We start from the raw sequence: 12,407 nt of genomic DNA, 5'->3' as shown, positions 1-12,407 counted from the left end.
CTGAGCCGGGGGTCCCGGCGAGGCGCACCGGCCCCCGTTGACGCGGCCGTCACCGGGCGGCCTTTGCCTCCGGCGGCGGGAAACCTGCCGACTCCTTGACGCGGGACATAACCAGGTAGGCGTCCGGGGCACGTAGCTTGAGGGCGTAAGGCTTGAGGGCGTAAGGTGCCCGGCTCGCGACGTGAGAAGGCCGACATGACAGCAGCGGAATCCGCTCGTCAGGACCCGGCGGGCGCCCCCGGATACCGGCCCATCGCCGACCACGGGCTCATCGGCGACCTGCACACCGCGGCGCTGGTGGACACCGGCGGCACCATCGTCTGGTATTGCTGCCCGCGCTTCGACGCGCCCAGCGTGTTCGGCTCGATCCTGGACGCGGGCCGGGGCGGGTCGTTCGAGCTGCGCACGGACGCGCCGGCGAGGACCAGGCAGTTCTACTTCCCCGACACCAACGTGCTGATCACCCGTTTCTCCGCCGCCGACGGGGTGGGCGAGGTCCAGGACTTCATGCCGATCGTCGGCGACACGCGCGACGGCGCCAGGCACCGGCTGATCCGGCGGGTGAGGTGCGTCCGCGGGGCGCTGTCGTTCCGGGCGCGGGTGGCTCCGCGGTTCGACTACGGCAGGCAGGACCACGTCCTGAGCATGCACCGGGACCGGGCGGTCTTCGAGTCGCCGTCGCTGTCCCTGACCCTGACGTCCAGCACCACCCTGGAGGCGGACGGCCGGGACGTGCGCTCGGAGTTCAAGCTCAGCGAGGGCGAGTGCGCGGTGTTCGCCCTCGACAGGTTCGGCGACGACGTGGCGCTGCGCTCGTGCCCGATCGAGGAGGCCGAGGAGGAGTTCGCCGCGACCGTGGCGTACTGGCGCCACTGGCTGTCCTCGTCGAGGTACCGGGGCCGGTGGCGGGAGATGGTCCACCGGTCCGCGCTGACGCTGAAGCTCCTCACGTACGCGCCGACCGGGGGGATCGTGGCTGCCGCGACGACCAGCCTTCCCGAGCAGCTCGGCGGGGAGCGCAACTGGGACTACAGGTACGTCTGGATCCGCGACTCGGCGTTCTGCGTGTACGCGCTGCTCAGGCTGGGCTTCGGCGAGGAGGCCGAGGCGTTCATGGGCTTCCTGTCCAGGCACGTCAGCCGCGACGGCGGCGGCGCCTCCGGTCCCCTGCAGATCATGTACGGCATCGACGGACGCACCGAGCTGCCCGAGATCGAGCTGCCCCACCTCGAGGGCTACCAGGGCTCGGCCCCGGTACGCGTCGGGAACGCCGCCGTGGACCAGCTCCAGCTGGACATCTACGGCGCTCTCCTCGACTCCGTCTACCTCTACGACAAGTGGCACCGCCCGATCTCCAGCGCCCTCTGGGACGACGTCCACATCCTGGTGGACTGGGTCTGCGACAACTGGGACCAGCCCGACGAGGGCGTGTGGGAGACGCGCGGCGGGCGCAAGGACTTCGTCTACTCGCGACTGATGTGCTGGGTGGCGATCGAACGGGCCATGCGGATGGCCGCCCACCGCGGGCTGCCCGCCGACACCCCGCGCTGGCAGCTGGCCCGCGACGCGATCTACCGGCAGATCATGCGGCGCGGCTGGTCGGAGGGACTGCAGGCGTTCGTCCAGCACTTCGACGACGACGTCCTCGACTCCTCGGTGCTGATGATGCCGATGGCGAAGTTCGTCTCCCCCACCGACCCGAAGTGGCTGTCGACCCTCGACGCGCTCGGCGCGAACCTGGTGTCCGACTCGCTGGTCTACCGCTACGACCCCGCGGTCAGCCCGGACGGGCTGCGCGGGGAGGACGGCACGTTCTCTATCTGCTCGTTCTGGTACGTCGAGGGGCTCACCCGCGCCGGGCGCCTGGACGAGGCACGGCTGGCGTTCGAGAAGATGCTCACGTACGCCAACCACCTCGGCCTGTACGCCGAGGAGATCGGGCAGACCGGCGAGCAGCTCGGCAACTTCCCGCAGGCCTTCACCCACCTCGCGCTGATCAGCGCGGCGTTCAACCTCGACCACGCCCTGGGCTGACCGCCACCCCTCGAGCGGGAAAGACGCGACCCCGCCGGCTCCGGCGCGGAGGCCGGGGGCCATCAAAAACCGCCCGTACGAGCGCGAAAGACCCGGACGGCTCCGGCGCGGAGGCCGGGGACCGCCGAACACCGCCCGTACAAGCGCGAAAGACCCCACCGGCCCGCCGCGGGGGCGGGCCGGTGGGGTCGCGGGGTCAGGCGCCGTCCTCCAGGTCTCCCTCGGACTTGAGGTAGACCTCCTGGAGGTCGCGCAGGATGGCGGGGTCGGGGTGCTCCCACATGCCCCGGTTGGCCGCCTCCAGCAACCGCTCGGCGATGCCGTGCAGCGCCCACGGGTTGGACCGGGCCATGAACGCCTGGTTCTCCGGGTCCAGCACGTAGGTCGCGGCCAGCTTGTCGTACATCCAGTCGGCGATGACGCCGGTGGTGGCGTCGTAGCCGAACAGGTAGTCGACGGTGGCGGCCAGCTCGAAGGCGCCCTTGTATCCGTGCCTGCGCATCGCGGCCAGCCAGCGGGGGTTGACCACCCTGGCGCGGAAGATCCTGGACGTCTCCTCGGAGAGCGTCCTGGTGCGGACCGCGTCCGGCCTGGTGCTGTCGCCGATGTAGGCGGCCGGCGCCTTGCCGGTGAGCGCCCGGACGGTGGCGATCATGCCGCCGTGGTACTGGAAGTAGTCGTCGGAGTCGGCGATGTCGTGCTCGCGGGTGTCGACGTTCTTGGCCGCCACGGCGATCCTGCGGTAGGCCGTCTCCATGTCCTGCCTGGCGGGAACGCCGTCGACGCCCCGGCCGTAGGCGAAGCCGCCCCAGACCGCGTACACCTCGGCCAGGTCGGCGTCGTCGCGCCAGTTGCGGCTGTCGATCAGCGGCAGCAGCCCGGCCCCGTAGGCGCCCGGCCGGGAACCGAAGATCCGCATGGTGGCCCTGCGCTCGTCGCCGTGCTCGGCCTGATCGGCGAGCACGTGCGCCCGCACGTAGTTGAGCTCCTCGGGCTCCTCCAGCCCTGCCGCCAGCCGTACGGCGTCGTCCAGCATGGCCACGACGTGCGGGAAGGCGTCGCGGAAGAAGCCGCTGATCCTGACGGTGACGTCCACCCGCGGGCGGCCCAGCTCGGCGGCGGGGATGGGCTCCAGGCCGGTGACGCGGCGCGAGGCCTCGTCCCAGACCGGCCGCACGCCGAGCAGCGCCAGCACCTCGGCGACGTCGTCCCCGGCGGTGCGCATGGCGCTGGTCCCCCAGACCGACAGCCCGACCGAGCGCGGCCAGTCGCCGGTGTCGGCGCGGTAGCGCTCCAGCAGGGAGTCGGCCATCGCCTGGCCGGTCTCCCACGCCAGCCTGCTCGGCACGGCCTTGGGATCGACCGAGTAGAAGTTGCGGCCGGTGGGGAGCACGTTGATCAGCCCGCGTAGCGGCGACCCGCTCGGCCCGGCCGGGACGTAGCCGCCGTCGAGGGCGTGCAGGATCGCGTCGATCTCGTCGGTGGTACGCGCCAGCCGGGGCACGACCTCGACGGCGGCGAACCGCAGGATGCGCTCCACCGTCCCGACGTCCGCGCCGGGTACGCCGGCCGATCCCGCCGGACCACCCGTGCCGGGCCCGCTGCCCTGATCGGTCGAACCGGCCGAACCAAGTCCGCTGCCCGAACCGGTCACGCCCTTCGAGTCGGCCACACCGGTCGTGCCGGGCCCGTTGCCCTGACCGGCCGCACCGGTCACACCGGTTGAACCGATCGTGCCGGCGCCTGCCCGGCCCAGAACCTCGGCGGTCACCTCCCCCGCCGCCGCCGGGTCCCAGCCGCGGTGCTCCATGGCCTCGACCAGGGCACGGGCCAGGGTCTCCGCCTCGTCGACGCCGATCCGTCCCGCGCTGCCGTCCTCGGCCAGGCCCAGGGCCTCGCGCAGGCCGACGAGGGCCTCGCTGCCCGCCCACATCTGCCGGGCGCGGAGCATGGCCAGCACCAGGTCGACGCGCGGCTGCCCCTCGGGAGCGACCCCCAGCACGTGCAGGCCGTCGCGGATCTGGACGTCCTTGACCTCGCACAGCCAGCCGTCGATGTGCAGCAGGAAGTCGTCGAACTCGGCGTCGTGGGGACGGTCTGCGACGCCGAGGTCGTGGTCGAGCCTGGCGGCCTGGATGAGCGTCCAGATCTGGGCGCGGATCGCGGGCAGCTTGGCCGGGTCCATCGCCGCGATGGAGGCGTGCTCGTCGAGGAGCTGCTCCAGCCTCGCCATGTCCCCGTAGCTGTCGGCACGGGCCATCGGCGGGACCAGGTGGTCGACCAGGGTGGCGTGGGCCCGGCGCTTGGCCTGGGTGCCCTCGCCCGGGTCGTTGACGAGGAACGGGTAGATGAGCGGCAGGTCGCCGAGCGCGGCGTCCGGACCGCAGGAGGCCGACAGGCCCGCGGACTTGCCGGGCAGCCATTCCAGGTTGCCGTGCTTGCCCACGTGGACCATGGCGTGCGCGCCGAAGCCGTCGGCCAGCCAGCGGTAGGCGGCCAGGTAGTGGTGGCTGGGCGGCAGGTCGGGGTCGTGGTAGATCGCGATGGGGTTCTCGCCGAAGCCGCGCGGCGGCTGCACCATGACCACCACGTTGCCGGAGCGCAGCGCGGCCAGCACGATCTCGCCCTCCGGGTCGCGCGACCTGTCCACGAACAGCTCGCCGGGCGCCGGGCCCCAGTGCTCCTCCATCCGGGCGCGCAGGTCCGCCGGGAGGGTGGCGTACCACTCGCCGTACCGGCTCGCCGCGATGCGCACCGGGTTCCCGGCGAGCCGCTCCTCGGTGAGCCAGTCCTGGTCCTGCCCGCCCGCGGCGATCAGCGCGTGGATGAGCGCGTCGCCGTCCTGCCCGGTCACCCCGGGCAGCTCGTCCTCGGCGCCGATGTCGTAACCGCGCTCGCGGAGCGCGGCCAGCAGCCGTACCAGGCTGGCCGGGGTGTCCAGGCCGACGGCGTTGCCGATGCGGGCGTGCTTGGTGGGGTAGGCCGACAGCATCAGCACCAGCCGCCGCTCGGCGGGCGGGATGTGCCGCAGCGCGGCGTGGCGCACCGCGATGCCCGCCACGCGCGAGGCCCGCTCGGGGTCGGCCACGTAGACGGTGAGCCCGTCCTCGTCGATCTCCTTGAAGGAGAACGGCACCGTGATGATCCGCCCGTCGAACTCGGGGATCGCGACCTGGGTGGCGGCGTCCAGCGGGGACAGGCCGTCGTCGTTCTCCTCCCACGAGGCCCGGCTGCTCGTCAGGCACAGGCCCTGCAGGATCGGCACGTCCAGCTCGGCGAGCGCGCCGACGTCCCATGCCTCGTCGTCCCCGCCCGCCGACGCGGTCGCCGGGCGGGTGCCGCCCGCGGCGAGTACGGTCACCACCAGGGCGTCCACCGTGCGCAGGACCTCCACCAGGCCGGGCTCGGCGGTGCGCAGGGAGGCGCAGTACACCGGCAGCGCCCGCGCGCCCGCGTCCTCGATCGCCGAGCAGAGCGCCTCGACGAAGGCGGTGTTCCCCGCCACGTGGTGGGCCCGGTAGTAGAGCACCCCGACGACGGGGCCGTCCTGGTCGCGCGCCTCGCGCTCCAGCGTCCCCCACGTGGGGGTGGGCTCGGGCGCGGCGAACCCGTGGCCGGTGAGCAGCAGCGTGTCGGACAGGAAGTGGTGCAGCTCGGTCAGGTTGGCCGGGCCGCCGTGGGCGAGGTAGGCGTGCGCCTCGGCGCAGACCCCGCCGGGCACGGTGGACAGCTCCATCAGCTCGGCGTCCGGCGCCTGCTCGCCGCCGAGGACGACGACGGGCCGGGGTCCGGCGAGCAGGGCGTCCAGGCCCTCCTCCCAGGCGCGGCGCCCGCCGAGCAGGCGGACCACCACCAGGTCGGTGTCCTCCAGCAGCGGCGGGAGGTCGGCGGCGGCGAGCCTGGCGGGGTTGCCGAGCCGGTAGTCGGCGCCGCTCGCGCGAGCGCTCAGCAGGTCGGTGTCGGAGGTCGAGAGCAGGAGGATCACGCGCCACACTCCAGGAGAGGCAGGGCGGTACGGCCCAGGGGTGCCACGGCGTGGCGGGGAAACGGCGATGTCGCGATGTGGCGGGGGAACGGCGATGCCACGGTATGGCGGGGGAACGGCGAAAAGCGCACGGAGCTTCCTCCCTCGGGGTCCTCGCCCCGGGTCGTCGTCGGCCGCGACGGCTGGAGTCTCCTGGCTCCCGGATCGGTGCTCACCCCGGCCTTCCCGTCCATCGTCGGACAGTGGCCCGGGTGGGGTTCGCTCCCCGGTTACAGTGGCGGGACCGCGCCGGAATCACACCGGCTTCCTCCCTTTGCCGTCGCCACCGATGACACTACGGCAGTCCGGTTCGTTGCAAGAAACTGGCGTTAACATCCTCTGAGTGTCCATTGCCGACTTTTCCGGACGATCGCGACTCGACGCGTGTCCCGGGGCGCTTCAGGTCCATGCCGCCGCGGACGGCGGCCTGGCCCGCGTCCGCGTGCCCGGAGGCCGCCTCACCCCCTTCCAGCTGCGCGAGCTCGCCGACGCCGCCTCCGCGTACGGCGGCGGCGTCATCGAGCTGACCTCCCGCGCGAACGTCCAGGTGCGCGGCCTCGGCCCGGAGAGTCCGGACGGCGGTACGGGAAGCGGGTTCGCCGCGCGGATGGCGGGGGCGGGCCTGCTGCCCTCGGCGACGCACGAGCGGATCCGCAACATCCTCGCCTCCCCGCTGACCGGGCTCGCGGGGCGTGCCTGGCCGACCGGCGCGTACGGTCCGGGCGGCGCGGAGCCTCGGGGTCATCCGGGCCGTCCGGACGGCGGCCCGATCGTCGACGTCACCCCGCTCATCGGCGAGCTGGACCGGCGGCTGTGCGCCCGGCCCGCCCTCGCCGCCCTGCCGGGGCGGTTCATGTTCGCCCTCGACGACGGCCGGGGGGACGTGGCCGGCCTGGGGGCGGACGCCGGGATCCTGCCGACGGGGCCGGACGAGGCCGCGCTGATCCTCGCCGGAACCGACACCGGTCTGCGCGTCCCGCTGAACGGAGCCGTGACCGCCCTGCTCGCCGCCGCCGAGGCGTTCCTCGACGAGCTGGCCACCCGGGATGTCACCGTCTGGCGGATCGCCGAACTCCCCGACGGCCCCTCCCTGATCGCCGCCCGCGTGCGAACCGCCCTGGGGATCACCGGCACGGCGCCCTTCGAACCGGTGAGACCTCGGGTCGTGACGCTCGGCCCTGTCGGGGTCATCGGGAGCGCGGGCGTCACCGGAACCGAGGCCGGAGCCGGGGGTGAGGGAGGAGAGGGCGGAGAGGGCGGAGCCGCGCGGGTCGCGCTCGGGGTGGCGGTCCCGCTGGGGCGGCTGACCTCCGCGTCGGCCCGGCTGCTCGCGGACGCCGCCTCGGGCGGGGAGATCCGGCTCACACCGTGGCGGGGCGTGGTCCTGCCCGGCCTGGAGCGCGCCGAGGTCGCGGACACGGCCGCCCGGCTGGAGGCCGCCGGGCTGGTCGTCGACCCCGCCTCCCCGTGGGTCGGCGTGACGGCCTGCACCGGCCGCCCCGGCTGCGCCAAGTCCCTGGCCGACGTCCAGGCCGACGCGGCCACCGCCATCGGCCTGACCCCGCCGTCCGGGGCCCTGCCGTTCACAGCCCCGTCACCCGGTGACGGGCCGTCCGGGAACGAGCCATCCGGGAACGAGCGGCCCAGGAACGGGCCGTCCGGGAACGAGCGGTCCGGAAGCAAGCCGTCCGGAAGCGAGCCGTCCGAAGACGGGCCGCCGGTGGCCCCGCCGTCCGGGAGCGGGCCGGGCACCGATACGCTCCCCGTGCACTGGGCGGGCTGCGCCAGGCGCTGCGGCCGCCCGAGGGGGCGGGTCGCGGACGTGGTCGCCACCGGCGACGGCTACCGCCTGGAACTGGACGGCACCGGCCTGACCTGCTCCGGCATCGAGGAGACCGCGGCCGCGGTGGCGGCCGCCAGAGGGGAACTGTGATCGACTACGTCCGCGACGGCGCGGAGATCTACCGCCGCTCCTTCGCCACCATCCGCGCGGAGGCCGACCTGGACGGCCTGCCCGCCGACGTCGCCCGGGTCGCGGTCCGCATGATCCATGCCTGCGGGATGGTCGACCTGGTGAGCGACCTGCGCTGGTCGCCCGGTGTCGTGGCCTCGGCGCGCGAGGCGCTCCGCGCGGGCGCCCCGGTGCTCTGCGACGCCATGATGGTCGCCTCCGGGGTGACCCGGCGCCGTCTCCCCGCGGGCAACGAGGTGGTCTGCACCCTCGGTGACCCCAGGGTGCCGGAACTCGCCGCGGAGCTGGGCACCACCCGCAGCGCCGCCGCACTGGAGCTGTGGCGAGACAGGCTCCAGGGCTCGGTGGTCGCGATCGGCAACGCGCCGACCGCGCTGTTCCGGCTGCTGGAGATGGTCGAGGAGGGCGCGGGCCGCCCGGCCGCCGTACTCGGCGTCCCGGTCGGCTTCATCGGCGCCGCCGAGTCCAAGCAGGCCCTCGCCGAGCACCCGGCGAATCTGGAGTACCTGGTCGTGAACGGACGCCGGGGCGGAAGCGCGATGACCGCCGCCGCGGTCAACGCGATGGCGAGTGAGGAAGAATGAGCGACGACGTGACCGGACGGCTGTGGGGCGTGGGGCTCGGACCCGGCGACCCCGAACTGGTGACCGTCAAGGCCGCCCGCCTGATCGGCCAGGCGGACGTGATCGCCTTCCACAGTGCCCGCCACGGCCGGAGCATCGCCCGCTCGGTGGCCGCCCCCTACCTGCGGGAGGGGCAGGTCGAGGAGGCGCTCATCTACCCGCTCACCACCGAGACCACCGACCACCCGGGCGGCTACCAGGGGGCGATCGACGACTTCTACGCCGCCTGCGCGGTGCGGCTGGCGGCACATCTGGACGCCGGGCGCGACGTCGTGGTGCTGTGCGAGGGCGACCCGCTCTTCTACGGCTCGTACATGCACATGCACAAGCGCCTGTCGCACCGCTACGTCACCGAGGTCGTGCCGGGCGTGACGTCGGTGAGCGGCGCCTCGGCGGTCCTGGGGCGCCCGCTGGTCGAGCGGGACGAGATCCTGACCGTGCTGCCGGGGACGCTCCCGGCCGAGGTGCTCGCCGAGCGCCTGGCGACCACCGACTCGGCGGCGGTGCTGAAGCTCGGCCGTACGTTCACCAAGGTCCGCGACGCGCTGGCCGAGGCCGGGCGTCTCGACGAGGCCTGGTACGTCGAGCGCGCCACCACCGGGCAGCAGCGCCTGGCCCCCCTCGCCGAGGTCGACCCCGGCAGCGTCCCGTACTTCTCGCTGGCACTGATCCCGAGCCCCGTCAACGCGGCGAGTCCCGCGCCCGCCGCCGAAGCCGGGACACCGGCTGACGCGAGGTCGCGCGGCGAGGTGGTCGTGGTGGGGCTCGGCCCCGCCGGGCGGCCGTGGCTGACCCCGGAGGCGCAGGAGGCGCTGGCCGGTGTCGACGAACTTGTCGGGTACGGCCCCTACCTGGACCGCGTCCCGCCCAACCCGCGCCAGCGCCGCCACCCCACCGACAACCGGGTGGAGGCCGAACGGGCCGCGCACGCGCTGGAGCTGGCCGCGGCCGGATCGAGGGTGGCCGTGGTCTCCTCGGGCGACCCCGGGGTGTTCGCGATGGCCAGCGCGGTGCTGGAGGTGGCGTGCGAGCCGAGGTTCGCGGACGTGCCGGTACGGGTGCTGCCTGGCCTGACCGCGGCGCACGCGGTGGCCAGCAGGGCCGGTGCGCCCCTCGGCCACGACTACTGCGTGCTGTCGCTGTCGGACCTGCTCAAGCCCTGGGAGGTGGTCGCCGAGCGGATCAGCGCCGCGGCCAAGGCCGACCTCGTCCTGGCGATCTACAACCCGGCGTCGAAGAGCCGTACCTGGCAGGTGGCCGCCGCGCGGGACCTGCTGCTGGAGCACCGGGCGCCGGAGACCCCGGTGGTCGTCGGCCGCGACGTCGGCGGGCCCCGGGAGAGCATGACCGTCACCACCCTCGGCGACCTGGACCCCGACGCGATCGACATGCGCTGCCTGCTGCTGGTGGGCTCGTCCACCACGCGGGTGGCCGAGCGGGGTGACGGCAGCCGGGTCGTGTTCACCCCCCGCCGTTACCCCGCGTAACCTGCCGGACCGGAGGGCGCGCGGGGGTTGGGCGGACCGTGCGGCGGATCACCGGAGAACCCGGGACCAGGCGTGCCACCGTCAACGGCGCCCGGGGGGACGAGGCGGTTCCTCGCTCAGTCGTCGAGGAGCCGCCAGGTGGTGAGGGCGAGCCGGTCCAGCAGCAGTTCGTCGAGCGGGCCCGGCGGGCCGGGGCGTTCCAACCACACCGTGCCGATCTCCTCCCCGTCGAGTGTGATCGGCATCGTGGTGGACGCGGGTGGCGCCGGGGCGGACGTCTCCCCGCCGCCGGGCGACATGCGGATCACCCGCCCCGTGCCGTGCAGCCGGACCCCGGCCACGCACTCGGCCAGGCCCGCCGAGGCCCGCGCGAGCGTCGGAAGATCCACCCGTCGGCGCATCAGCGTGTCTTGACGTGCTCCTCCATATGAGTGTGGAGGATTCCCGTGCCGCTTACGCGGCAGCTCGCGGCGCGGGTGCGCCGGAGACTGTGGAACGGGATGCTTGACGCTTCGCCGACCCCGATACCCCGGAGTCTCCACGTCCTGTGACCGCCCATCCGGCGGCAGAGTTGTACCGATGAAGCTGGTTTCTGGCGGCGTTGGTGTCGGCGTTGCCGATCCATCCGCACGCCGGGTTCTTGCACACGAACCGGGACCGGGACTCACGTGAGCCCGTCGTGGTCGTGTGACAGCGGTGACATTCCCGCGAGGTGCCGTGGGGCCGGACCTTCGCCACGAGCCCGCCCCGGTCGGCGGCCTTGTAGGTCAGCAACTCGACCGTCCGGCCCCATGCCTCGCCCGCGATAGCGCGGTTCAGGCCGCGCTTCTGGGCGACCTTGACGCCCGGTTCCTCCACGGTCCCGGACGCGGACGCCGTCATGTTGCCGATTTTCAGGTCTTCGACCACGATCGCGGAGTAGGTGTCCGCGAGGGCGGTGGTGCTCTGGTGCTGCCAGTCGAGGGCTCGGCGTTTGGCTGTCGCGCGGAGCTTCGCGATCTGGTCGTAGGTGCGGGTCAGCCGCATGGAGAGCGGCTGCCCCTTCGTGGTGGTCTTCCTCTGGCGGGCGGATTTGCGTTCCAACCGCAGCAACCGCTCCGCCTGCCCAGTGGTGAGCCACGAACCGTGGCCGAGGTGTTCTCCGGTGGACAATGCCAAGGGGATGACGATGCCCCGGTCCATGCCGGCCTTCGGCCCTCGGTGCGGGGCAGGGGCGGCGACGACGGTCTCGGTGCGGAACACGATGTTCCACCCGTGGGCTTTCTTGACGAGGCGGGCCCCGGTGATCCGTCCGGCGGGGCCGCCCTTGGTCACGCCGGGCAGGTCCTTGGTCCATCGGAACCGTACCCGGCCGACCTTGGGCAGGTTGACCGCGCCCCAGCGCCGGTTGATCCGCGTGATTTGCAGGTCGCGGGCCTGGGGGACGTCGATGGCGGCCTGGGATCGGAATCGGCCCTTGAACGTCGGGCGCTTGGCGGGGTGGTTGGGGTTGAAGAAGTTCGCCCACGCCTGCCGGTAGGTCTTCAAGACCGCTTGCGCGGCCTGCGCGGGAAGCTGTCCCATCCAGTCGATCTCATGACGGGCAACGCGGATCGCCGCGTCGCACTCCTTGAGTGAGGCCAGGCGATCGGGACGGAACGTGCAGAACTCGTGGAGCAGGTTCCACAGTGCGCGAGCGGTGTGCGCCTGACCGTCCAAGACGGCCGACTGCCGCTTGCCCAGATCCAGGCACGCCACCTGCGCACGAGTCCGTTTCACCGTTTCCACCAGCCGATCATATCGTTTGGTGTCATGGAAGATGATCGGGATGTTCGTAAAGGCAGGCACTGTGTTCACGAACTGTCCGCACACTTGGTGTTCGTGACGAAGTACCGCAGGAATGTCTTCACCGCGCCGATGCTGACCCGATGCGAAGAGATCATGAGGGATGTCTGCGCCGGCTTCGAATGCGAACTCCTTGAGTTCAACGGCGAAGACGACCATGTCCACCTGCTCGTCGGCTTTCCCCCCAAGGTCGCGCTCTCGACCCTGGTCAACTCGCTTAAGGGCGTCTCCGCCCGTTACCTGCGCAAGGAATACGACTCCCACGTCCGCGAGTACCTGTGGGGCGGCCACTTTTGGTCCCGCTCCTACTACGCGGGCTCGACCGGCGGCGCGAACCTGGCCACCGTCAGGAAGTACATTCAGGGCCAAGACCGGCCCACCCGCTAAGATCCAAGCACGCTCGCGCCCTAGAGGGCACTCCCGCGCGAGCCTTCACCTCCCCC

Annotated in this window: 8 protein-coding genes and 1 riboswitch; of the genes, 5 read left to right on the top strand and 3 right to left on the bottom strand. The window is 72.9% G+C overall.

Annotation, left to right across the window (positions count from 1 at the left end):
- Window positions 1–195: 195 nt before the first annotated feature.
- On the top strand, window positions 196–2,034 hold the full coding sequence (locus OG587_RS28225; protein ID WP_329080431.1) for a glycoside hydrolase family 15 protein: 1,839 nt from the start codon (window positions 196–198) through the stop codon (window positions 2,032–2,034).
- Window positions 2,035–2,230: 196 nt separating this feature from the next.
- Here the strand turns inward: OG587_RS28225 and cobN are convergent, their stop codons facing one another.
- A complete protein-coding gene (gene cobN / locus OG587_RS28220; RefSeq protein ID WP_329080429.1) occupies window positions 2,231–6,019 on the bottom strand; it encodes a cobaltochelatase subunit CobN in 3,789 nt (1,262 codons plus the stop codon).
- Between the two features lie 163 nt (window positions 6,020–6,182).
- Window positions 6,183–6,355, bottom strand: a riboswitch (cobalamin riboswitch).
- Window positions 6,356–6,401: 46 nt separating this feature from the next.
- Between cobN and OG587_RS28215 the strand changes: the two genes are divergently transcribed.
- The 3 genes from OG587_RS28215 to OG587_RS28205 are packed head-to-tail and all read left to right on the top strand — an operon-like array spanning window position 6,402 to window position 10,140.
- Window positions 6,402–7,991, top strand: a complete 1,590-nt coding sequence (locus OG587_RS28215) for a precorrin-3B synthase (RefSeq protein ID WP_329080427.1) — start codon at window positions 6,402–6,404, stop codon at window positions 7,989–7,991.
- The gene (locus tag OG587_RS28210; RefSeq protein WP_329080426.1) at window positions 7,988–8,614 is read left to right on the top strand and encodes a precorrin-8X methylmutase; all 627 of its coding nucleotides are present in this window, start codon (window positions 7,988–7,990) and stop codon (window positions 8,612–8,614) included. The genes OG587_RS28215 and OG587_RS28210 overlap by 4 nt, the downstream gene beginning before the upstream one ends.
- Entirely contained in the window at window positions 8,611–10,140 is a 1,530-nt protein-coding gene (locus OG587_RS28205; RefSeq protein WP_329080424.1) for a precorrin-2 C(20)-methyltransferase, read from the top strand. Before OG587_RS28210 ends, OG587_RS28205 begins: the two co-directional genes overlap by 4 nt.
- A gap of 116 nt (window positions 10,141–10,256) precedes the next feature.
- Here the strand turns inward: OG587_RS28205 and OG587_RS28200 are convergent, their stop codons facing one another.
- Both OG587_RS28200 and OG587_RS28195 read right to left on the bottom strand, forming a co-directional pair.
- Window positions 10,257–10,529, bottom strand: coding sequence for a hypothetical protein (locus OG587_RS28200; protein ID WP_329080423.1), 273 nt, complete (start codon window positions 10,527–10,529; stop codon window positions 10,257–10,259).
- A gap of 64 nt (window positions 10,530–10,593) precedes the next feature.
- Window positions 10,594–11,907, bottom strand: coding sequence for an RNA-guided endonuclease InsQ/TnpB family protein (locus OG587_RS28195; RefSeq protein WP_329080422.1), 1,314 nt, complete (start codon window positions 11,905–11,907; stop codon window positions 10,594–10,596).
- 24 nt (window positions 11,908–11,931) lie between these two features.
- On the opposite strand from OG587_RS28195, the gene tnpA reads away from it, so the two are divergent.
- Window positions 11,932–12,351 (top strand): IS200/IS605 family transposase, encoded by a 420-nt coding sequence (gene tnpA, locus OG587_RS28190; RefSeq protein ID WP_329080420.1) that lies wholly within the window; start codon window positions 11,932–11,934, stop codon window positions 12,349–12,351.
- Window positions 12,352–12,407: the final 56 nt, after the last annotated feature.

The organism is Streptosporangium sp. NBC_01469 (genome assembly GCF_036227305.1).
GTDB lineage: Bacteria > Actinomycetota > Actinomycetes > Streptosporangiales > Streptosporangiaceae > Streptosporangium.
The sequence above is the reverse complement of the archived record's forward strand: the minus strand, read 5'-3'. Positions and strand labels throughout refer to the sequence as shown.